18 protein-coding genes are annotated in these 21,924 nt (G+C 46.2%); 8 read left to right on the top strand and 10 right to left on the bottom strand.

Features of this window, described 5'->3' with window-relative positions:
* The first annotated feature begins 240 nt into the window (after window positions 1-240).
* Window positions 241-351: a transposase family protein gene (locus QT979_RS28935; RefSeq protein ID WP_445304750.1), complete on the top strand. Its 111-nt coding sequence runs from the start codon at window positions 241-243 to the stop codon at window positions 349-351.
* A gap of 297 nt (window positions 352-648) precedes the next feature.
* Here QT979_RS28935 and QT979_RS01170 read toward each other — a convergent pair whose 3' ends face one another.
* Together QT979_RS01170 and QT979_RS01165 are read right to left on the bottom strand one after the other, a co-directional pair.
* Entirely contained in the window at window positions 649-1,713 is a 1,065-nt protein-coding gene (locus QT979_RS01170) for an IS4 family transposase (protein ID WP_333307699.1), read from the bottom strand.
* Window positions 1,714-2,434: 721 nt separating this feature from the next.
* Entirely contained in the window at window positions 2,435-3,643 is a 1,209-nt protein-coding gene (locus QT979_RS01165; RefSeq protein ID WP_333210335.1) for a 4-hydroxy-3-methylbut-2-enyl diphosphate reductase, read from the bottom strand.
* 131 nt (window positions 3,644-3,774) lie between these two features.
* On the opposite strand from QT979_RS01165, the gene QT979_RS01160 reads away from it, so the two are divergent.
* The gene (locus tag QT979_RS01160) at window positions 3,775-4,209 is read left to right on the top strand and encodes a GxxExxY protein (protein WP_333144506.1); all 435 of its coding nucleotides are present in this window, start codon (window positions 3,775-3,777) and stop codon (window positions 4,207-4,209) included.
* A gap of 124 nt (window positions 4,210-4,333) precedes the next feature.
* On the opposite strand, the gene QT979_RS01155 is transcribed toward QT979_RS01160, so the two are convergent.
* Window positions 4,334-5,764, bottom strand: a complete 1,431-nt coding sequence (locus QT979_RS01155) for an ammonium transporter (protein ID WP_333231253.1) — start codon at window positions 5,762-5,764, stop codon at window positions 4,334-4,336.
* A gap of 456 nt (window positions 5,765-6,220) precedes the next feature.
* The gene (locus tag QT979_RS01150) at window positions 6,221-7,138 is read right to left on the bottom strand and encodes an SGNH/GDSL hydrolase family protein (protein WP_333210339.1); all 918 of its coding nucleotides are present in this window, start codon (window positions 7,136-7,138) and stop codon (window positions 6,221-6,223) included.
* A 282-nt stretch (window positions 7,139-7,420) separates the two neighbouring features.
* Between QT979_RS01150 and QT979_RS01145 the strand changes: the two genes are divergently transcribed.
* Window positions 7,421-8,023 (top strand): IS607 family transposase, encoded by a 603-nt coding sequence (locus QT979_RS01145; protein WP_333307697.1) that lies wholly within the window; start codon window positions 7,421-7,423, stop codon window positions 8,021-8,023.
* 420 nt (window positions 8,024-8,443) lie between these two features.
* Here QT979_RS01145 and QT979_RS01140 read toward each other — a convergent pair whose 3' ends face one another.
* Entirely contained in the window at window positions 8,444-10,042 is a 1,599-nt protein-coding gene (locus QT979_RS01140) for an ammonium transporter (protein ID WP_333307695.1), read from the bottom strand.
* Between the two features lie 83 nt (window positions 10,043-10,125).
* Entirely contained in the window at window positions 10,126-10,647 is a 522-nt protein-coding gene (purE, locus tag QT979_RS01135) for a 5-(carboxyamino)imidazole ribonucleotide mutase (RefSeq protein WP_333081709.1), read from the bottom strand.
* A 234-nt stretch (window positions 10,648-10,881) separates the two neighbouring features.
* On the opposite strand from purE, the gene nagA reads away from it, so the two are divergent.
* The 3 genes from nagA to QT979_RS01120 all read left to right on the top strand — a co-directional run bounded on the left by nagA (window position 10,882) and on the right by QT979_RS01120 (window position 13,678).
* Window positions 10,882-12,111 carry an N-acetylglucosamine-6-phosphate deacetylase gene (gene nagA / locus QT979_RS01130; RefSeq protein ID WP_333210342.1) on the top strand — a complete coding sequence of 410 codons (1,230 nt, stop codon included), beginning with the start codon at window positions 10,882-10,884 and terminating at the stop codon, window positions 12,109-12,111.
* 208 nt (window positions 12,112-12,319) lie between these two features.
* Complete coding sequence (gene bchM, locus QT979_RS01125) at window positions 12,320-13,006, top strand: magnesium protoporphyrin IX methyltransferase (protein ID WP_333210344.1); 687 nt, start codon at window positions 12,320-12,322, stop codon at window positions 13,004-13,006.
* Between the two features lie 279 nt (window positions 13,007-13,285).
* Entirely contained in the window at window positions 13,286-13,678 is a 393-nt protein-coding gene (locus tag QT979_RS01120) for a DUF423 domain-containing protein (protein WP_333210346.1), read from the top strand.
* A 102-nt stretch (window positions 13,679-13,780) separates the two neighbouring features.
* Here the strand turns inward: QT979_RS01120 and QT979_RS01115 are convergent, their stop codons facing one another.
* Window positions 13,781-14,875, bottom strand: a complete 1,095-nt coding sequence (locus tag QT979_RS01115) for a hypothetical protein (protein ID WP_333307692.1) — start codon at window positions 14,873-14,875, stop codon at window positions 13,781-13,783.
* Between the two features lie 876 nt (window positions 14,876-15,751).
* Between QT979_RS01115 and QT979_RS01110 the strand changes: the two genes are divergently transcribed.
* Both QT979_RS01110 and QT979_RS01105 read left to right on the top strand, forming a co-directional pair.
* On the top strand, window positions 15,752-17,185 hold the full coding sequence (locus QT979_RS01110; RefSeq protein WP_333307690.1) for a phosphoglucomutase/phosphomannomutase family protein: 1,434 nt from the start codon (window positions 15,752-15,754) through the stop codon (window positions 17,183-17,185).
* 332 nt (window positions 17,186-17,517) lie between these two features.
* On the top strand, window positions 17,518-17,793 hold the full coding sequence (locus QT979_RS01105) for a LapA family protein (RefSeq protein WP_333210349.1): 276 nt from the start codon (window positions 17,518-17,520) through the stop codon (window positions 17,791-17,793).
* A gap of 14 nt (window positions 17,794-17,807) precedes the next feature.
* On the opposite strand, the gene QT979_RS01100 is transcribed toward QT979_RS01105, so the two are convergent.
* The 3 genes from QT979_RS01100 to QT979_RS01090 all read right to left on the bottom strand — a co-directional run bounded on the left by QT979_RS01100 (window position 17,808) and on the right by QT979_RS01090 (window position 21,267).
* Entirely contained in the window at window positions 17,808-18,824 is a 1,017-nt protein-coding gene (locus QT979_RS01100) for a hypothetical protein (RefSeq protein WP_333307688.1), read from the bottom strand.
* A gap of 154 nt (window positions 18,825-18,978) precedes the next feature.
* Window positions 18,979-20,034, bottom strand: coding sequence for a hypothetical protein (locus tag QT979_RS01095; protein ID WP_333210352.1), 1,056 nt, complete (start codon window positions 20,032-20,034; stop codon window positions 18,979-18,981).
* 558 nt (window positions 20,035-20,592) lie between these two features.
* The gene (locus QT979_RS01090; RefSeq protein WP_333083534.1) at window positions 20,593-21,267 is read right to left on the bottom strand and encodes an Npun_F0813 family protein; all 675 of its coding nucleotides are present in this window, start codon (window positions 21,265-21,267) and stop codon (window positions 20,593-20,595) included.
* Window positions 21,268-21,924: the final 657 nt, after the last annotated feature.

Raw genomic sequence — 21,924 nt, 5'->3', positions numbered from 1 at the left:
TCTGGTATAGCGGTTCTCAAGCGTGGTGAGGTATGGGGGCGAGTCCTATGCCCTATGCTCTATGCCCTATGAGCACCTCATGTTACTGAGAAAGGCTATATATTGGAGAAAAATTATTGAGTAACTACAAAATATTTAATTAGGGTTTACCTGTATGGATCTCAAACCTAAAATCACCATCGCCGACCATTTTACCGACTTATAATATCCAAGAATTGAGCGAAGGAAACATCATCATCAATTAATATTATCACCCTCTCAATTTGTGCCGTGATTTGTGGTGTTGATACATGGGTGAATATTGAAAGTTACAGGCGAGCTAAATACGAATGGTTAAATAAAATTTTATAATTACCGAATGGCATACCTTCACATGGCACAATTGCGCGAGGATTTTTTCGCCTAAAACCGGAGCAATTTCAGAAATATTTTTTGAGCTGGATTCAATGTATTAGTTGCTTCAATCCAGGAGAAGTAATCGCAATTGATGGCAAAAGTCTTCGCCATTCTTACGAGCGGGGAGGAGATAAAAAAGCAATTCATGTGCTCCTGGGGGGTGACGAAGAGGTCTACGAGATAGAGTTTATAAGGGTTGCAGCCCGCATACCTTGTTGATAAAAGCGGCGTTTAGAAGGAGTTAACTTGCGTTTACTGTTCCACCTCTAAAGAATATTGTTCTAGATAATTAACCCACTTTTCTCCATCCTTACCAACACCAAATGTACTCCGTCTGCGATATTTTTTCTTGGGTTCTTTGCGACGAGATACATATTTTTGTACCTGCTTTTTCTTCAGTTCAGTGCCTTGAAATATTGCCCAAGTGTACGCCAGTGTCATGAGCAGAATCATGTTAATAAGTCGGTTCCCTTTGAGGCTTGTTCCTTCCAGATCGTAGCCTCCTGTTTTACAATGTCGAAACATTTCTTCGATACCCATCCGCTGCTTATAAGCATTGAGCGCTGCTCGCAATGAGCTTAAGTCCGTGAGAATAAACCAGGCTTCTTTAACTTGATATTTCCCATAGTTCCTTTTCCACTTACAAGCAAGCTCAAACCCGGTAGTAGGCAGAGTTTTCCTCACTCTTTTCCCTTGCACATACAAACAAGTTCCGGGTACTATTCCTAATTCATCCAACCGTTGCCAAACTAAATGTTCTGTTTCGATACAAAGATTCTTTTTCAGTCTTAAGCAAAAAGACACACCCTTTTCCTTAAGCCAGTTTGCCAAATCAACAGAACAAAATTCACGGTCTCCTAAAACGATGAGTTTATATTGTGAAAATAATGGTAAAACTTGCTGTAAATTGGTAGTCTGTGACTCGAAGCTACTGTTTCCCAATTTGGGCAACAGTGACCCGTATAATGGAATTGCTCTTCGCTCCCAGATCAGGCTAACCATAAAGAGATTTATGCACCCCCATTGACTGCGGTCGATGGCGATTGATAAACGAGTACCAATGGGGCAATAAGTGGTCAACCAATAAGTAATTAATGGGAACCAAATTAATGAGATAGTTAAATTCGGTAAATCCAGAAATCTTTGTAGTTTTCTGCGCCGACTTTCCGTTGTAATTGGATAAGGGAATACCCGTGCCAGTCGTTCTAATCTCACTTGTTTTTCTGATTGCATCACCGATAGCAAAGTTGTCATTACAAGAAACTGAGCTGATGTTAGTTGTTTTTTTAAATGAGTCTGGTAAAATGTTGGTATCATTATTTTTTGGATAGGCAAGCGTGTAACAATTATGCTGCCTATCTTTTTTGAGCAGCGGATTGGCTCAATCCTCACCACCTCTCGGTTTCAGGCTGGTTGCCACCCCCCAGGCGATCGATCTTGTTTCTAATTTAGCCTCGCTCCGCCTCGCATCCCCCTTAAGTCGGAGATGGCATAAATCGCTCTCTTGCGTTTCGTGATTCACGCAGACACCAGACAATCTAGGATAGCCTACAAAGCTTAATTCGCCTTTTTTTGCATCGATTTTTGTATCGTTCGTGTTCCTTGGGCAGTTTCAAATTGCGGCGCAAAGAAAAGAGTTGTTACTTATTGACTAAAGTTGATTTTTGGGATATCATTTAAATAATGGGAGTGGTGACAGAAATTGAAATTTTGCTATAATTCCCATTATTAAATAATACATTATCAAAATAGCCAAGTCAAGCTTTTTACCCAAAAAAAAGGGGAATCTTTAATATTTTATTAAAAAAATAATTTGTTGGAGGCAGGGAGAAATTCACAGAGGGGATGACGCGGGTGAATAGTATCAGAAATCAGAAATGCGAGCGATCGGGTAATGGGGAAGAATTAATGAATTGAAATTAGTTGAACATCAGAATGATATCTTTTTGCGAGCGAGACGCTCGATCGCACTCGCAAAGAGATACTCGCCCTGCACTGAGAAAAATATGCTTCCGAGTGCAGTGCAGAAACAATATAATTACATAATCGCAGCCGCTGCTTTCATCGCCAAAATGCGATCAATCGCATCTTCAACAACCTTATCCGGGGTAGAAGCACCCGAAGTCACGCCGACTACAATTTTACCATCCGGTAGCCAACCTTCAGTTACGATCAAATCTCCCCCCAAAGGCTTGTGTTCGATCCGATTTCCCGGTAAAATGCGCTCCGCACAATCAATGTGATAAGAAGGAACAGTTTTGTCGATCGCAATTTCCTGCAAATGCGTAGTATTAGAAGAATTAAAACCCCCAATCACCAGCATCAAATCCAGCTTTTCCTCAACCAAACTCAACATAGCATCTTGCCGTTCCTGAGTCGCATCGCAGATAGTATTAAAACTCAGAAAATGCTCGCTCAAATTCTCCGGCCCGAACTTCCGCATCATCGTTTTTTCAAACAACTTGCCAATATTCTCCGTCTCAGTTTTGAGCATAGTAGTTTGGTTAGCAATACCAACGCTTTCCAAATCCACATCTGGGTCAAAACCAGCAGAATAAGCCTTGCTAAATTTAGCAAGAAACTCAGCGCGATCGCCCCCATGCAAGATATAATTGCTGACATATTCAGCTTCTTGCCAATTCAGCACAATCAAATACTTATCAGCAAAAGAACTCGTCGCTACAGTTTCCTCATGCTTATACTGACCGTGAATAATCGAAGTGTAATCCTTTTTTTTGTGCTTTTCAACAGTATTCCAGACCTTAGAAACCCAAGGACAAGTAGTATCAACAATCTTGCAGCCCTTATCATTAAGCAACTGCATTTCTTGGACACTGGCCCCAAAAGCCGGTAAAATTACCACATCGCCGCTATCAACAACCGAAAAATCTTTCTGCCCCTTCTCAACAGCAATAAAACCAACTTCCATATCGCGCAAATGCTGATTGACAGACGGATTATGAATAATCTCATTAGTAATCCAAATCCGTTCCGAGGGGAAATGCTGGCGAGTCTCGTAAGCAATAGCTACAGCACGTTCCACCCCCCAGCAAAACCCAAAAGCCTGAGCCAGCCGGATCGTAACTGCGCCGCGTTCCAGTCTGTAATTATTGTCACGAATTTGCTGGATCAGACTGCTTTGATAAGCCGTCTGCATCACCCCAGCTACCTCAGCTTCGTGTCCGAAACCCTTGCGGTGGTAGTTTTCCGATTGTTGGAGCGATCTTTTAAAAGCTTTAGTATCCATGCGGTATCGAGTAGAAATCTAGGTTAATTACCTTTGATTTTAGAATGCCTGGGGTGCGATCGGGCTTATTGGCTCAGTAGGGAAGAGGGGATATGCTATTTATATGATCGACAAATGAGAGGGAAGAAGAAATGAACCGCGAAGACGCGAAGGACGCGAAGGAAGAAGAAAGAAGAATGAGACAATTGGGCGAACAGCTAGAACAGTTGGCTTATAGAGTGATTGGGGCGGCTATTGAGGTGCATCGGCTTTTGGGGCCAGGATTTTTAGAATCTGTGTATCAGGAATCCTTAGAAGTTGAATTTCGGATGCGGGGGATAGCTTGTCACCCTAAAAAGCCTGTAGCAATCACCTACAAAGGTTATCCAGTGGGCGAAGGTCAATTAGACTTTCTGGTTGGCGATATCCTCATTGTCGAATTAAAAGCTGTTGAAAAGCTAGCTCCCATCCATGAAGCCCAAGTTATCTCCTATCTTAAAATGACCAAAAACACCCTAGGCCTTCTGATCAACTTCAACGTTCCGATCCTCAAAGAAGGCATCAAACGCATAATTCTTTCATCTTAACCCTTTTTTCTCTTCCTTCTTCGCGCTCTTCGCGTCTTCGCGGTTCGTTAAAAAAACTCAAAAAAAAGCGTAGAGACCAGATACCTGAGTCTCTACACGATCGAACTTATTCAAATAATCAGCTTCAAATCTTCTTAGGCGCAAAAGGAGAACTCGATTCAAACGAACTGAAACCGCCGGCAAAATCCTCACCGTAAGCTTCTTCCCCGTGCAGGTCAATATCCAAACCTTTGTCTTCAGCAGATGACGGCACTCGCAGTTCCATAAACTGTTCCAAAATTTTCAGGATCACAAAAGTGCCGACAGCCGCAAACACGTAAGTAGCTAGAATGCCTACTAACTGGGTGACGATTAGCCCCGGATTCCCGGCAAACAGCCCATCATTTCCGGCAGCGTTAACCGCTTTAGTCGCAAACACGCCAGTCAGAATCGCACCCACAGTTCCGCCTAAGCCGTGAATCGGGAAGGTATCCAAAGAGTCGTCAAATCCCAGCTTAGCCCGGAAACTAACGCCAAAGAAGCAGCAAACCGAAGTGATCGATCCGATCAAAAGCGCCCCCACTGGCAGCACGAATCCAGCCGCAGGTGTGATGCCCACCAATCCCGCTAGGAAACCGCTAGCAATTCCCACTGCTGTCGGTTTGCCTCTGAGCACCCATTCGAGGATTGTCCAAGTTAAACCGCCTGCTGCTGTTGAAATCATGGTGGTGACAAAAGCCACTGTTGCTAAAGAACCAGAGCCCAAAGCACTACCACCGTTGAAGCCAAACCAGCCGAACCACAGCAGCCCAATTCCCAGCAAGACGTAGGGTACGTTGTGGGGGGTGTGGGGCTTGTTCAAGTGGTCTTTGCGGGGCCCGATTACCCAAGCTGCGACAACCGCAGAAACACCGGAACTGATGTGCACGACTGTGCCGCCGGCAAAGTCTAAAGCTCCCATCGCCCCCAGCCAGCCTCTACCCCAAACCCAGTGGGCTAAAGGAGAGTAGATGAAGGTAGACCACAGCAGTACGAACCAGAAATAGGTTTTAAATGTTACCCGTTCGACGATCGCCCCTGAAATCAAGGCCGGAGTGATGATGGCGAACATCATCTGGTAAACCATGAAGACTTGGTGGGGTATGGTCGGTGCGTAGCCGATCGGATCTGGTTTGTCGGCCGTGACGTTGTTCAAGAACATCCAGTCGAAACCGCCGATGAAGGTTTCGATCCCTTTGCCAAAGCCTTCGGACGCTGGAGTGGAAACATCAAAGGCTAAACTGTAGCCCCACAGCGTCCAGGTGACGCCGATCAGTCCCATCATGACTAAGCTCATCATCATGGTGTTGAGGACGTTGCGCGATCGCACCAGTCCCCCGTAGAAAAACGCCAGCCCCGGTGTCATTAGCAATACCAGTGCTGCGGAGACCAACATCCAGGCCGTATCGCCGCTGTCGATCGGATTCGGCGCCACCGCAGTAGCGGCACCAGCATCTTGAGCTATGGCAGTGCCTGTCAGCGGTACGCTTAACACCCACAGTGCAATGATGCCGATCGTTAAACTTTTTTTGATCACGTTAGTTGTACCTTTTCATACTCAGCAATTTTTCGGGAAGACCGAGCCGATTTTAGATGTGAGGATTTTAGATGCAATAGTTATTTGGTTTTAAGTCCCTGTTTTAGCGGAACAAATCTTCAATAGATAATTCCCCAATCCTCAACCCCCCGCCTTCGTATAGCCGGACTCATCTTAATTCGTCCACTATCAATCTAATGGTCTATGCCTTTTGGATTGCACCATTTGTACAAACAGTTATTCTGTATCACCCTATACTAAATAGCTAACTATCATGTTTCTTAATCTATCAGTGGATACTTGACATAGCCAGTGATCGCAGAGTAATCGGAGAGGGGGAGTTGAGGAGAGGGCGGGAGTTTTGAGTTGGGGAGAGTCGGAGGAGGAGAGGGGGAGAGTTGGGGAGAAGGTTACTTTATCCTTTATCTTTCTAACTAATGACTAATAACTAATGACTCATGACTCATTTTTCAACTGCATCTGATCGAACAGTTGCAGGGCTGATCGCCAAACCAGATAACCTTGATCGTTAAGGTGCAAGCCGTCTGTGCTGAGTTCTGTTGGCAAATTGCCGTCAGCATCCGCAAACAGCGGGTACAAATCCAGATACAAAACATTTTCCGAACTAGCAATTTCTTTCAGCCGTCGATTTATTGCCCTAATCCGACTGTTAGGAATCGCCAACAGGCGATCGCGATTTTCCCAAGTAGCTTGTTCCCCGCTATGGGGCAAAATCGACTGCACAACCACTTGTGCTTTGGGGTGAGCCCACCGCAAATCGCGAATAATCTGCCGCTGGTTGTCCAAAATCCCTTCGTCGGTGCTTCCCCGTAACAAATCGTTAATCCCAATCATCACAAACACAGTATCCGGGGCAGTTCTATCGAACAACTGCAACCGCTTCAGCAAACCCAGGGAAGTCTCCCCCGAAATCCCTTGATTCAGCCAAATTCGATCGACTGGTAACAGCTTAGTCGGGAACCACATACTTAGAGAATCCCCAGCCAAAACACTCAGTCTTGAGGGTCGATTCGCCGCCGCCGCCTCAGCTTCGCGACCTAACTGCGTCACCCACTGCTGGTAAGTCCATTTATGTCGCGGTCCTGGAACGGGCACGTCTAGCACTGCCTTTGCAGAGATCACCGGTTGGCCCATTTGTTCCTGGGCCGCTTCTGCCGTCACCGCATCATTCGCCTGGAAGCTTTCTGTCAAGTTGTGTCCCCGCAGCAGTAGTTGAGCGACTGTAAGTATCAGTACCCCGTTCGTCACCAAAGATAGCAAAGCCCAAACCGGAACAGCTTTCGATCGGCTAACTTCCATCCCTAAGAGGGATTTATGAGTTCTACTTCTGCTACCTCCTCCAAACTTCTCCATAAACTCAAGCTATTTGCAGGCTTCACACCGAATAATTTGCACTGATTGCTGCATCAAATTTTACCGCTCAATTCAAGCCTCAATTCTTGTAGTAATCAAGCACTGTGCTGTGTTGGGCAAGGGCGGCGATGCAGAAGTTTGCTTTTTCGCACTACTTTACCATAAAAAATCTGCCTACCAAACTTTCTGGCACCGGAATCGGATTTGTCAAAGCCGCTGCTGTGCACAAAAATATATCTAAAACTTACCGAAATTACCCATTTCTGATGCTAAAATCCAAAAATGAAAAAATTAACCATAACTGAAGCAGCCAAAATTAAAGGTGTGAGTGCTTCCACCTTACGCAGGTGGGAAGCCGAAGGCAAGCTAATACCGGAACGCACCGCTAACGGTCACAGACGCTATGACCTAGCTCATCTTCTGGGCTTAAAACGCGAGGGCGCTTTAACCGTTGCTTACGCTCGGGTTAGCAGTCACAACCAAAAAGATGATTTAGACAGACAAAAACAAGTTTTGGAATTGTTTTGTGCATCTCAGGGGTGGCAATTCCAAATCATTGAGGATATAGGTTCTGGAGTTAATTACAGTAAGGGGGGTTTACAACATCTAATTCGGGCGATCGCAGACAATCAAGTAGAAAGGTTGGTATTAACTCACAAAGACAGACTGCTGAGATTTGGTTCTGAACTAATTTTTAATTTGTGCGAACACTTTGGGACAGAGGTAGTGATTATAAATCAAACCGAAAATACTAGCTGTGACGAGGAGTTAGCTAAAGATCTACTAGAAATAATCACTGTTGTCTCCGCCCGCCTTAATGGTAGCAGGGATCCCAAGAACAAGCGCATCGTTGAAGAACTGAAAGCAATTGCCGGTAAACTCTAATCAATACACCAGCTTGCAAAGTTCGTTAGTTACAGATTCTCAATTCCCAATTATCAATTATCGGCGCACATCTCATGCAATCGGAAAATACTATATGTAAGGCGCTGCATAATAGCGGCATAATTTTGATTTTTTTGTCAGATGGGATCTCTTCGCCCGAAGGCGTGTATTTTCACAGCAGGCGGGACACCCCACAATAATCATCATCAAATTGTGCAACGCCATATGTCAGCCATTAAAGGTCAACTAAACATAAAATTATGCCCGCGTTCGCATGGAAGATTGAAACGCGAGCACAACGATAGACAGCAATAAGTAGGCGGATTTCAGATTGTGGTTTTTCTGAATAAAGGCGTGAATTAGCTGATAAATAGCTAATGTAGGACACGAAAGCTGAATTGGTCGCTCTCTTTGCACGCTCTACAGTTTGGTAGTCTTGCCTCCAGAACCCCCACCATAACCGCCGTAGCTGGTCTCACTTCTGTTATCCAAGCTCGTTTCCTTCACAAACCCAGTGTAAGCTTCCATCCCGTGTTCGCCGATATCCAAACCTTCAGCCTCCTCTAAAGCAGAAACGCGGATACCCAGCAAAGCTTTGAGTGCCAGCCAAAAAATCGTACTCAGCAGCACGGTCATCCCACCTACAGAGATAATGCCGACCAACTGCGCCCAGAGTTGACCGAAACCTCCGCCCACAAGCAATCCGGCTGCCGGGCCTGCGGTATAAATTCCCGTTCCAGGCCCGTCAGCAAACAAGCCCACTGCCAGAGTTCCCCAGATGCCACAGACTAAGTGAACTGAAGTTGCCCCTACAGGGTCGTCAATTTTCAAGTTGTCGAAGAAAGTTACGGCGAAAACTACCAGGATGCCCGCGATCGTGCCAATAATGGCAGAGTTGGGCACGTTGATCCAAGCGCAGCTAGCTGTTACGCCGACTAAGCCGGCGAGGATGCCGTTGATAATCATCGAAAGGTCGGGTTTGCCCAGGTACAGCCAAGCAGTAATGGTTGCAGCAATTCCCCCGAAGGCGCCGCCGGTGTTGGTGGTGATCGCAATGTGGGCGATCGCATTTGGATCGAGTGCCATTGTCGAACCGGGATTAAACCCGAACCAACCCAACCACAAAATCAAACAGCCCAGAGTGGCAATGCTCATATTGTGTCCCGGCATCGCCACAGTATCGCCGTCGCGGTACTTGCCGATCCGCGGCCCCAACAATGCCGCTCCCATCAAAGCAGCCCAACCGCCTACCGAGTGAACCACTGTCGAACCGGCAAAATCCCAGAAGCCTGCTTTTGCCAGCCAGCCACCGCCCCAAATCCAGTGTCCGGTAATCGGGTAAGCAATTCCTACTAGCAGCAAGCTGAAAATTAAGAATTCAAGGAATTTAATTCGCTCTGCAACGGCTCCAGAAACGATCGTCGCAGCAGTTCCCGCAAAAACTAATTGGAAAAAGAATTTAGCGTTAAGAGGCACTCCCGTCCAGTTTAATGAGCTGAAAATGCCTTGATAAGCGTCTCCTGTGGCGGGGCTGTTGTCGGCTACATTCCACAGAAAAAATCCGCTGCTGCCGATAAAATCGTTGCCGTCGCTGAACATTAAGGCAAAGCCGATCGCCCAAAATGCGATTGTAGAAAGCGCAAAAACAATCAAGTTCTTGGACAACACGTTAACCGCATTTTTCTGACGGCAAAAACCGGTTTCCAACATACCGAAACCGGCGTTCATAAAGAACACTAGCATCCCCGCCACCATGACCCACATGGTATCCATGCCCACCTTAAGGCTTGCTAATTGTTCCTCGGTGGTTGGCGCGGGAGCTGTTTGGGCTACCGCCGCATATCCCCACACCAAGAAGATGATTGCAGCTAAAGGTATGCAGGCTTGCCAACTTGGAGTGAGGCGGGCGATCGCCCGTGATAACTTCTTCAACCTGTTGACTTTCGTAAAAAATTTAGCTGCTGGCAAATTTAAAGCCTCCCGCCTGACTTGTTTCGACTTTTTCTTTCCGACAGTCATTTTAATCACTTTTACCCTCTTTACGGCTAGTAAGCTCAGCAATATTCGGAAAACTTTCCAATCTTACTACAAAAGTTTATGGATTATTTGTTGAGATTGAGATAGTTATGATAGCCTAGCTCTTCTAGTTGATTTTGTTTTTTCAGTACAGATTCGGACAAAGTTTTGCGGTAATGCAAAACTCGCTCTAGCAATTCTGGCTGATGAGCTGCCAGTATCTGAACTGCCAGCAAGCCAGCATTCTTAGCGTTGCCGATCCCCACTGTTGCTACGGGTATCCCCGCTGGCATTTGCACGATCGAGTACAGCGAATCTACCCCTTGCAGGTGGCGGCTCGGTACAGGCACCCCAATTACGGGCAAGGGGGTTAACGATGCTACCATACCCGGAAGGTGCGCCGCTCCTCCTGCTCCTGCAATAATGACTTTCAAGCCTCGTTGGTGCGCGGTTTGGGCGTATTCCACCATGCGCTCAGGGGTGCGGTGCGCCGAGACGATCGCCACGGAGCAAGCAACACTGAATTCTTCGCAAACTGCGATCGCATCTTTCATTGTTGGCAAATCCGAATCGCTACCCATGATAATTCCAACTGTCGCTTGATTCATAAAATTTTCAGATTTGAGATTTCAGATAAATGCTAATTTTAAATGATTGCGTTAACTCAAATTTAGATATTTTGTACCAAAACTGACCCTTCACAGCAATTTTGCCACAAGCCCCCGTCTGAGCAGCCCTGGAGCCAGCAAAAAGCAAAAAGCTCCCCATCCTCATCGCCAGCCACCGGATTTATCCGTAGCGAATATTAAATCTAAAATCTAAAATCTAAAATCTAAAATCGGATGACTGAAGCCACAACCCCAACTGCCACACCCACAGATATTCTCAATGCTCGCCTCCCCGGTTGCAAGGATTTGCAGATGCTTGCTGTTGACGAAACGGGAATAATTCAAGAAGTTTTACCGATGGACGCCGTATTTAAACGGATTTGTCCTCCCCATTTGCACGTGCTTGATATAGCAGGCGATTGGCTTTCTCTGGGCGGTGTTGACTTGCAGATTAACGGGGCCCTCGGTTTTGCTTTTCCCGATTTAGAAAGCAAGCATATTGAAATTTTGCCAAAAATTTGTCAATTTCTGTGGAATCAGGGAGTGGATGCTTTTTTGCCGACTTTGGTGACAACTTCGGTGGATAAGTTTAGGCGATCGCTCTCGACTATAGCTGATTATATCCGTACTGCAAAAACTACTGTTGCCGCAACCAATAAAGCCAAAACAGCGGAAATTATCGGCGTTCACCTCGAAGGCCCTTTTCTCAACCCCCAGAAGCGAGGCGCTCACCCAGTTGAGTTTTTGCTACCGCTAACTATAGAAAATGTCAAGCAAGTTTTAGGAGATTGTGCCGATATTGTCAAAATAATTACTTTAGCGCCGGAGTTAGACAGCACTGGCGAAGTCATTTCCTATTTGCAAAGTTTGGGAATTTCCGTCAGTCTCGGACACTCCCAAGCGACTGCAGATCAAGCCCAACAAGCATTTGAGCGGGGAGCTTCAATGGTAACTCACGCTTTTAATGCGATGCCGAGTTTGCACCACAGAGAACCGGGTTTGTTGGGAGCGGCGATTGTTTATCCGGGCGTAAAATGCGGTTTAATTGCCGACGGGAAGCACGTTTGTCCGACAATGATAGATTTTTTGCTGCGCGCTGGTAGGTATCAAAAAGGCGTTTTTTTAGTGAGCGATGCTTTGGCTCCTTTGGGTTTGCCTGACGGTGTTTATCCTTGGGATTCCCGACAAATTGAAGTCAGAAAAGGTACAGCTTGGGTAAGATTAGACTACCACTCGCCCCTGGAATCTGCTACTTTGGCAGGTACAACTCTGCCGCTGTTGGCGGGAGTTCAGAATTTGGTAGAGTGGGGAATTTGCGATGCCGAAAGTGCGATCGCCCTGGCAACTGAATCTCCGAGAAGGGCGATAGGAATTTCGGGAATTATTGGCAAATCGGCAGCTCAATTGTTGCGCTGGAATTTAAATGTGGCGACAAAGGAATTGACTTGGCATCGACTCTTTTAGCCTGTTATCCCATTTTAGATTAAAGAACCTAAAATGGGGGAATGGGAGAACTGGTATTATCACATCGATTTGAGATTTTAGATGTGCCATTTTAATCTAAAATCTCAAATCGCAAATTTAAAATCGGTTGTGGCAAGTTCCACATTTTCCGAACCGAATTGCTATATAATATCTAACCGTTGGCAATAACTCAGCAGCAGGCAGATCGATGAATTTGGTAGACGACAAGACTATAGTTAGACAGTATTTTAACTCGACGGGATTCGATCGCTGGCAGCGAATTTACGGCGAGGGCCAAGTCAATAAAGTTCAGCTAGACATCCGCACCGGGCACCAGCAAACGGTGGATACAGTCATCAAATGGCTGCAAGCTGACGGCAATTTGCCTGGGCTTTGTGTTTGCGATGCTGGCTGCGGTGTAGGCTCTCTGAGCATTCCTCTGGCTGACGCTGGGGCAATTGTTTGCGCTAGCGATATCTCTGAAAAGATGGTAGCAGAAGCTTATGATCGATCGACAGCAGTTCCCGGCAAGCTCTACAACATCTCCTTCGCCGCCCAAGATTTGGAAGCTTTAACCGGCAAATTCCACACAGTGATTTGTTTGGACGTGCTAATCCACTATCCTCAAAATAAGGCGGCAGAAATGATCGCACACCTAAGTTCGATCGCCGAATCGCGACTAATTCTTAGTTTTGCACCCAAAACTTTAGCACTCACCGCCCTCAAAAAAATTGGTGAACTTTTCCCCGGCCCCAGCAAAACTACCCGGGCTTACCAGCACCGCGAAGCTGATATTATCAAAATCCTAGAAAACAATGGTTTTGTTATTAACAGAACAGCGATGACTAGCACTAGCTTTTACTATTCTCGCTTGCTAGAAGCTGTGCGGAAATAGGTTAAAAATATCTGCAAAAAAGCTAATTTATCATCAGCATAGGGTGCGCCCCGCGCACCTTCCCTTCCCAGAGTTAGGCCAGTGAACCTCCATACTATGCGATTGCTTTGCGGACGTTCGCAATTACAAGTAAAACACGCACCGCGCACCTTCGATATCAAAAATCAGATGTTTTTCTATCTTCCTTCTTCCTCCTTCCTTCTTGCCTCTTCCTGACATCGGTTACATCCGTTACATAATCCGTTGCCGAACTTCCTTCTTCCCAATTGAATAAATATTATGTCAACGCTAATTTTAATCCGCATTTTCATAGCAGCCGCGGCCCTCTTTGGAGGTTTATCCGTTGCAGGCGGTGCTTTCGCCTCCCACGCTTTGAAAAATCAATTGAGCGATCGAGCTTTAACCATTTTTGAGACTGGCGCCCGATATCAAATGTACCATGCCCTGGCTTTATTACTCGTCGCTTTACTCTTGAGCCGCGCCCAAGAGTCTCAAACCTTTTTTGCAGTGGCTGGATGGGCTTTTATTGCCGGCACAATCATCTTTTCAGGCAGTTTGTACGCCCTGAGTTTGAGCGACATCAAATGGCTGGGTGCAATTACGCCGCTGGGGGGAGTGGCTTTTATTATTGGTTGGGGATGTTTGGCAGTTGCAGCTTGGAGTTTTAAATAGAGATTGGCAATTCCCAATGCCAAATCCCTCGGCGATAGTTCCGCTTTTTGACCCTATGCCCTATGCCCAATTCCCTATGCCCTATGCCCTATGCCCAATTCCCTAATTATCAAACACATCCCTGGAAAACATCTCTGTCAAAGTACGCAAGTAAGGTACAAATACCGTTAAATCTTCAGCAGGAAGCCGCTCACATATTTCCCAAAACAAAATCAGTAGCATATCCTGCACTAACTCCCAACTTACATGAAGTTTCGGGTACAACATCACGCAAATTGGAAACAATTCTTGCTGTACCGGGTGAATGCTACCTTCCAAAACGCACCAGCACAAATAGCTTTGAAAAATCTCGACATCTCGAATACCAGAAATTTTTACCTCGTGATCGCTCAAATACCCGCTGCTGCTGCGGTATCCTTGATGCTGGGCACTAGCTCGATCGTACACTGCACTAGCAATTTGAGTCGTGTGCTGCAACAAATGCTGAACCGCTAATAGAGCTCTTGAATTCGGGGGCTGATTCGCCGCAGCCTCGTTAATCTCTCCGTAGGGAATGTGCAGGTAGTCGTCTACAACTTTTAAGTAGGGCGCAAATTCGGCTCTCTCTGACTCCGAAAGACATCCTAACAAGATTTTGCTAGTGTATTGAAATTCCATTGTCACAAATCCCAGCACTAACGGATCTGTCTCTGAGTATTTTCGCCTCACTTTGATAATATCTTTTCCCACCAGCACTGACAAGCGGAAAACAGGTTCTCTATCCGCATAAGCGTCTATTGCTTTCCGATATAAGGTGCGAGCATCGGCGGAAATTTCTAAAGAATTAATTAAGCTCTTATCGATCGCGTGCCGCTGTATTTGTTTCCCTAAAAGAGCTTCTACTCTACTCCAAGCTATCTCGCTGGCTAATTTCAGGGTATCTGTCAATTTGTCAACTATTGGGGCTCTATTTCCCTCAAAATTAATTAAATCGAGGCTTGGGAGAATTTGGCGTGGCGCTTGGTTCTCTCGTGCCGCAACTGTACTGTAATATTTTTTTGCCCAGCTAACTGCGAAGGAAGAAACGCTGACACATTTAGCTTTTAGGAGTTGGTCAGTGTCCGATCCGGTAACACCTTGAGACGCCTGACTTGCGGCCTGTTGAAGTTGCTCTGCTGCTGGTAAAGATTTTGAAGATATTTGTGAAATACCCATCATGATAAACCTCGTTTTTTTATTAAGTCGCACCCGATCGATTCCCCTAATTTTTAACGTTGTTAACTACAATTTTCTGCATTTGTACGCTGACAGTCATCAGCCATTACGCTTAAAGCTATAAGCTATTTGGCTCGACTGCCTGCATCTTTTATAAACTGCACGTTAATAACATTATTGATTGTGCGCTCGATCACCATCACCCTGTGATCGCGACAGTTATTTATTTTTTTGACCTATAAAGAGGACGGGAAATAAATTTAATTTGTCTTAAAATCTGATAACTAAAGTCAAATCTGCCTCTAAAAAACTGTTGCTTGAAATACTTTATCTTTCTTTTGGATCGCTTTGGTTTAGCGCCCTAATCTCTTAAAGAAGCTAGGCTACAGCACGATCTAGCGATGACTTTGGTTAATTTATTTCTATAGGTGAATTAAAAATGTATTTTGAGCCTGACGATTGTTATGAAACCCTAACAAATTTAACGCTCGGCTTTTCTAAATAAAAAATTAAATTTGAGATGAGAATCAGATTTATGTGCATTTAGTTAATGCCATTGCCAGGGCAGTTTTTTGTGATCAGTTGTTTAGCCGTGAAGCGAAGCTATCCCGTAGGGAATCGCCCGCAATAGATCGTCGTCCATTCGATCGACAAACTACCCTTCAAAACCGGAATGAGCGAGTGACTCGCCCGGTAGCCCGCACATTTTGCCAAATCTGGCGGGATCGAGTACTGCCGGAGGCGGAACCCTGTCCCTACAACGATAGGATTAGGTTGATTGGACACCACGGGCGATCAATCCTCACAAACAGCACGGCCAGTACGTCTTTAAGGCTATGGCTTCGGGTAGGATTAGTAGGACGAGAGGAAGTGGATAAAATGAGCGCTAGCAGCAATTCAACAGAAATTAAGTTCGGAACCGATGGGTGGCGGGGATTGATTGCCCATGACTTTACTTTTGCCAACGTGCGAAAAGTCACCCGGGCGATCGCCAGTTACCTAGAAACCGCTTACACCAAAGACCGACCAGTTCTAGTCTCCTACGATACCCGCTTTCTGGCAGACGAGTTCGCCCGCACCTCGGCGGAAGTATTGGCAGATTTGGGATGGACTGTGAAAGTGGTCGATCGAGATTGCCCCACACCAGTCATCGCCTACAGCGCCAAGCATCTCAACTCCGCAGGAGCCCTGATGTTCACGGCTTCGCACAATCCCGCACCTTACTGCGGCATCAAATACATTCCCGACTACGCGGGCCCGGCTACCCCGGAAATTACCGATACAATTGTGGCAAATATTGCTGGTGCTTCTGATGCCCCAGCCAAAGGCAGCCACAACGATAAAATATCCAGTTTTGACCCGAAACCCGAATATCTGAAGTTTCTTTATACTTTGATCGATGTGGAGCGGATTCGCTCTGCTAAGTTGAAGGTGAAGTACGACGCTCTCTACTCGACCTCTCGCGGCTATCTCGACGGCGTTTTGGAACACTGCGGCTGCGATGTCGAAAGTTTTCACACCTACCGCGACGTGCTGTTTGGTGGCGGAATGCCCGAACCCAAGGGGGAACAGTTAGTTGAGTTGGTGGAAGCTGTTAAGAAGGATTCGGCGGATTTGGGTTTAGCTACCGATGGCGACAGTGATCGCTTTGGTATTGTTGACGAGTTGGGAAATGTCTTGACTCCAAATACTGTACTGTTGCTGCTGGCGCGTCACTTGGTTAAGAATAAAGGATTGACTGGGGCGATCGTCCGTACAGTCGCAACTACCCACTTGCTGGACAATTTGGCCGCCAAGTATGGTTTAACAATCTACGAAACCGCAGTCGGTTTTAAATACATCGGCGAAAAAATGCGGGAAACTGCAGTACTCATCGGTGGCGAAGAGTCGGGCGGTTTGAGCGTTTTGGGTCACATTCCCGAAAAAGACGGGATTTTGGCTGATATGCTAGTTGCTGAGGCGATCGCCTATGAAGGCAAACCGCTTTCTCAGCTAGTCGAAGAAGCCATTAAAGAAGCCGACGGCCCCCTGTACAACAAACGTTTGGACTTGCACCTAGAAGAAGCCCACAAAGCAGCCGTTTTGGAATCTTTTACCAAGAATCCCCCCACAGAAGTAGCAGGTATCGGCGTTAAGGAAATCGGCCGCAAAGACGGAATTAAACTTTATCTTGAAGACGGTGGCTGGGTACTGCTGCGGCCTTCGGGAACCGAACCCTTGATGCGCGTTTACATGGAAACCAATTCTGTGGAAAAAGAAAGCCAAGTTGCCCAACACATGGAAAAGGTAATTGCCCAGTTAGAACCTGTTTAATTTTCTACCTATTCCAACCGGGGTTTTTCCCCTAGCGCTTGGGATTGTGAGGTGCGCTTGGCGCACCTTACGTATTTTTGATAACTGCTGGGTCAGTTATAGATTTGCAATACACTTGGATTTGTTTAAGTTTGGGAAGTGTCAATTTGTTTATGTTTGTTAAATTTTTAATTAATTAAAAAAATCCTCTATTTTTCCGCATCTACTTGACTTTTCCCCTAATCGTATTTTAGACTATTATATAATGGGATGGTTGCAAAAATAAAAATTTTACACGTATTGGAATTATAAAAAAAGTATACAAGTTAAATTACTAGCCTGTCAACCGGTTTATGAAAACAATTCCTCTGCTCGCCATTAGTTTTTTAGTAGCAATTTTAGTAAGCGCGATCGGCATTATTTCAGTGCAGAACGCTGCCCCCGTATCCTTAAACTTTATCTTTTTTCAATCGATACAAATGCCCGTAGGAGTAGTATTGGCAATGAGCCTGAGTGCAGGACTTATCGGAGGTGCGCTACTGCAACCGCTGTGGAACCTTTCAGATTCCCAAAACTCGCGTCCTAAATTTCAGGCAAATCCAGAAGAATCCGACACCGCACAATATTAAATAAATTTGATCCCTTAGAGGGAATATACGTGACCGTCAATCAGCAATCGAGTAATTCCCTTAGCTCGCAAATAAGGCGCTGCTTTTTGCAGCATACTGCTGTCAGGAATCTTGAAAACTCTTTGATTGCGAGTAGCAAATCGGCGGGCCACTCGGTGATTGTCAAACACTGCCAGGGTTTTCTCGCGAATTTCCGCCGCCGGAATTTGACCGAGTTCGCCAAAAGCTTTTAGAGGTCTAGTGATTAACTCTGCCGCACGATCGACCACCAAATAACAAATTTTGGGCAGAGATGCTTCGCTTAAAGGCAAAACTTGAATCAGTCCTGTACCCCGAAGCTCGTTAGCGAAGCCCTCGAAGAGGATCGACTCGCCCGACGATAGTGAACCCAGGAGACTGCCTTCAAACAGAGAGTCTTCATCCTCTACATCTTCGTCGAAGTCGTCATCTAAATCGTCTTCATCCTCATCATCATCCTCATCATCCTCGTCGTCGTCCTCGAAATCCCTAAAGTCTTCACCTGCCAGCAGCCCTTCTGCTGGCAGCATTGCCTTTAGTTCACCAGTCACAACAGCGCGGTGGCTTCGATCGGCAATATTGGCTGCTTGGGCATCTGGCAAATCAGAAACATCTAAATCAGACTCTACATTGCCTCGAATTTCTGGTTCTGCAACTGGTTCAGGGACTGAGTTAGAACGCTTTCGGATTGTCGGTCTCGAATTTGAGGCTGACGGCAGGACAGGGACTGACTCCGACAGGGGGACAGCTACAGGATCGGTTTCGCCATCTGCCGACGACTCAGTAGTCGCCTCTGTCGGTTCAGAAACACTGCTGCGATCGGACAAACGCTTTTGTTTTTGCTGCACTAGAAATTCGTATTCCGGCTCCGACAAAGCCCCCTGAATGATGCGCCTCACAGTCGAACTGCTCACTCCGTAGCGCTTTGCCAGAGTGATAGTATTCTCGTTAGACTGTCGGTACAGCCTGATGAGTTCGCGTTTATCGGAATCGGAGAGTTTTGTAGGCGTCATGCCAAGTTTTCCAGCAAAAAGACGTGAAAAGACGCAGGCTAGCAGTCAGCGAACTATGATTTTTGATTTTCGATTTCAAGCCCAGAGATGCCGACAAGGGCAAAAAAGCTGTCGCGTCGCCATCGCTTGCCAAAGCAACCCTAATCTCAAATCGCTAGGCTGCGCGACGACTGCGTCTGCTCTGGCGAGAACGGGTTGAGATGTCATGTTCCAAGATAGCTCCAATGCCGAACAGGATGGCGCTGAAAACAAAAAAGACTTCCAGCAAACTGCCGCTTTGATAACTACCCTCAGCCTGAGTATCGCGCCATTTAAAGTACATATCTGCGATGTAAAGCGAAAAAGTTGCAGCCGCAATCATTCTCCAAGATTGGGAAAAACGTCCTCCCCAAAACGCCAGCAGCAATGCAGTAGCAATAATCAGCAGAAAAACATCCCCAACGATGTAAAACAAATTGATTGCGTTTTTGTGAGGCGCCAGTTGCTTATCAAGTGCCATCACCCATGCGGGAGCTTTGATTTCTGCTTCTTCTTCGGGTGCTGATGCAGCATCATCGGTCGCGGCTGCTTTTGCCTGTAACTTAGACGAATTTTCCAAAGCAGGCGCTCTTCCTGTGGCAGCGGTTGCTGGTGCAGATGTCACTACTTCTTCTTGAGTGGCTGCCGGAGCCATTCCTAGCTGGGCCCTCCAAGAGTCAGGTGCAGCAACCCAAATAGCTACAGCTATCCCGAAGGCTGCAATTCCCGCTAACAAAGCCCACTGCCAAATTTCTAGATTCAGCCGCTTGGAAGTCACAGCTACAACCATGCCCCCGATAAGTACCACATAGCTGGCCAGATAAAACGCATCTGCTGGAGACACGTCCGGGTCTAACCCGAAATAGAGTTCCCAAATCCCGAACAGCACGCCGGCTATGAAATAGAACAGCATCCCCAGACCTATGCCCAGCCAGACGTTGCGCCCACTGACCATGTGGGGGCTTTGCCAGTTTCTAAAACAGACTAAAGCCGCTCCCAAGTATGCTCCGCATTCAAAAATATAAGTGCCGATCGAGTACCACAGAGGTAAACCCTCTTCTGCAGAGAGGGGGACGCTGAACAGCAAAAAAAACAGCAGCGCCATGACAGCCCAGACAATGCCTGCAATCACTAGGGTCTGAGCTGACAGTAAAGATGAAGATGTAGATGACTTTTCTGAAGTGCTACTCATAGGGATTCCACGAGACCTAACTAGCGGTTGAACGGACCCCATCTCAATCTTTGATTGTAGATGAGGATTCTTTCGCCAAAAAAACTTAAAAAACCTAGATCTGACGCTTCCGGAATAACTGGCGTCCTCAGTGTGTCGTCGGGACTTTTGTCCTCGTACACTATAGAAAGACTAAGCAAGAATAATCTCTATTTACTAATTCAATAAATTAGTCGTTAGTCGATCTTTTACCCGGAAATATAATGATAGATATACGGTAGATGTCTCCACCATTAAGGTTTTTACAGTACCAAATCTATCTCTGAAATTATACCCTCAAAGGTTGAGGGAGCTGTTTTTTTGCTTTCACTCTTCCCCACTCGTATCAATGATTGTGAGTGGGAAATGCGATCAAAACTGAGTTAAATTGCCAGACCATAGGTGGCATCCAAACCGAATCAACAATTTGGTTGTCAATACAAGTTGGCAATCCAACTTGTATATCGCGTACCCCCTACAGTGCAATTATCTAAGCTGAATTATCTGGACCCAATTGTCTGAGAAATTGTCACAGATTTTCTATCCTGCGATCCACAACTTGTTGAGGGCTGATTGTTTCAGCCAATCTAGAAACTGAGTCCGATCCGGTGCTGGCATATCTTGCAGCACATCGCTCACTCCCTCCGCGAAGTCCGTATTGCCAAAATATGATTTGCCCAAGCGGTGGAGTTCTTGCAATAAGGTTTTGAGATGCTGCTCTTGCCAAGGAGGCACCTTGTGAGTTTGCAAGGGACTAACGGTTAGCCAGTTTTTTATCGCATCAGGGGAGTCTGCCTGGGGGAAGTTTCCCTGCTGAAATACCTTGGCGATATCTTTCTGAAACGATGTGGCTTGCCTTGCGCCTAAGAGGTCTTCTACATCGAAGTAAACAGCTTGGAGTAGCAGCAGACAAGCCTGCGCGAACAGTGGCGCTTTGGCTGCTTCATTCCCTGCCGGTTCTTCACCGGCAAGCTGATCTAAACGGACTTTTCCCCAGACGCTATATCGATCCGGCTCTTCTAGCAGAACACAGGCTTTGCCTCGGTTGTCGGTTAAGTCCCGCCACAAGGCTCTGGCGTCTTCTGCTTGTTTGCCGTTGAAGGCGCTGATCAGGCGAAAAGTCTGCCCCTGATAATTGAGAATGGGAATTTGTTGATCCCGTTTTGGGTGTTGAAAATTGGTTATTTCAACATCCTGCCGTTTCAGAATAAACATGACACTGCGATTTGACTCCTGTCATGGCCGAGGTGCTGTGCTTTTGACACTCCCGATGCCTAGAGGCGAGGGGATTCTTGATTCAGCGAGTCCACTTAAATTAGCAGGATTGCTCCCGATCACCCAGAGATGGTTCTCTTCTCAAGCGTTCCGATACTTTTTTGCTAACAAATGTTAACAATTATCTAAGCTGAGATTGTCTCTCAGCCTTGGCGTATAAATCAATGCACGAAGGAAAATCCCCCGCGCACAATTTACGACTGCTGTACTGGCAACGCTTGATTTTCGCGCTCGTGCCGAGCAGGCGATTGACTGTTTTGCTTTGATGCCGTAGAGGAAGCTTATATAGAGGCTCCGTACCATCAGGGATTTTCACCTGAGTCTTTCAATCCTAGTTCTACCACATTTTTATCAAATATCAAGTCGAGCAGAATGTTAGCCAACATAACTCAATATCAGCAAATTAGTCATTCTGACTCAGCTCATACCTCAAATCAGGGGACGAGTTCTGGTTTTTCGGTAATGCGGTCAGCGTTTTAGGCTTTGCCACTAGGCGAGGTTAACATAACCCATAGACATCTGGGAAAAAGCACCTGTGACTCTTTTGCTGTCTGAGTTCCATCTTAATTTGGGGAGAGATATCCGATCGACCAAATA

The organism is Microcoleus sp. w2-18bC1 (genome assembly GCF_036700365.1).
Taxonomy (GTDB): domain Bacteria; phylum Cyanobacteriota; class Cyanobacteriia; order Cyanobacteriales; family Microcoleaceae; genus Microcoleus.
The sequence above is the reverse complement of the archived record's forward strand: the minus strand, read 5'-3'. Positions and strand labels throughout refer to the sequence as shown.

Excerpts from the sequence above, each read along its gene's own strand:
- QT979_RS01170 (WP_333307699.1), bottom strand. The coding sequence starts at position 1,713 with ATGATACCAACATTTTACCAGACTCATTTAAAAAAACAACTAACATCA.
- QT979_RS01165 (WP_333210335.1), bottom strand. The coding sequence starts at position 3,643 with ATGGATACTAAAGCTTTTAAAAGATCGCTCCAACAATCGGAAAACTAC.
- QT979_RS01160 (WP_333144506.1), top strand. The coding sequence starts at position 3,775 with ATGAACCGCGAAGACGCGAAGGACGCGAAGGAAGAAGAAAGAAGAATG.
- QT979_RS01150 (WP_333210339.1), bottom strand. The coding sequence starts at position 7,138 with ATGGAGAAGTTTGGAGGAGGTAGCAGAAGTAGAACTCATAAATCCCTC.
- QT979_RS01145 (WP_333307697.1), top strand. The coding sequence starts at position 7,421 with ATGAAAAAATTAACCATAACTGAAGCAGCCAAAATTAAAGGTGTGAGT.
- QT979_RS01140 (WP_333307695.1), bottom strand. The coding sequence starts at position 10,042 with ATGACTGTCGGAAAGAAAAAGTCGAAACAAGTCAGGCGGGAGGCTTTA.
- purE (WP_333081709.1), bottom strand. The coding sequence starts at position 10,647 with ATGAATCAAGCGACAGTTGGAATTATCATGGGTAGCGATTCGGATTTG.
- nagA (WP_333210342.1), top strand. The coding sequence starts at position 10,882 with ATGACTGAAGCCACAACCCCAACTGCCACACCCACAGATATTCTCAAT.
- bchM (WP_333210344.1), top strand. The coding sequence starts at position 12,320 with ATGAATTTGGTAGACGACAAGACTATAGTTAGACAGTATTTTAACTCG.
- QT979_RS01120 (WP_333210346.1), top strand. The coding sequence starts at position 13,286 with ATGTCAACGCTAATTTTAATCCGCATTTTCATAGCAGCCGCGGCCCTC.
- QT979_RS01115 (WP_333307692.1), bottom strand. The coding sequence starts at position 14,875 with ATGATGGGTATTTCACAAATATCTTCAAAATCTTTACCAGCAGCAGAG.
- QT979_RS01110 (WP_333307690.1), top strand. The coding sequence starts at position 15,752 with ATGAGCGCTAGCAGCAATTCAACAGAAATTAAGTTCGGAACCGATGGG.
- QT979_RS01105 (WP_333210349.1), top strand. The coding sequence starts at position 17,518 with ATGAAAACAATTCCTCTGCTCGCCATTAGTTTTTTAGTAGCAATTTTA.
- QT979_RS01100 (WP_333307688.1), bottom strand. The coding sequence starts at position 18,824 with ATGACGCCTACAAAACTCTCCGATTCCGATAAACGCGAACTCATCAGG.
- QT979_RS01095 (WP_333210352.1), bottom strand. The coding sequence starts at position 20,034 with ATGAGTAGCACTTCAGAAAAGTCATCTACATCTTCATCTTTACTGTCA.
- QT979_RS01090 (WP_333083534.1), bottom strand. The coding sequence starts at position 21,267 with ATGTTTATTCTGAAACGGCAGGATGTTGAAATAACCAATTTTCAACAC.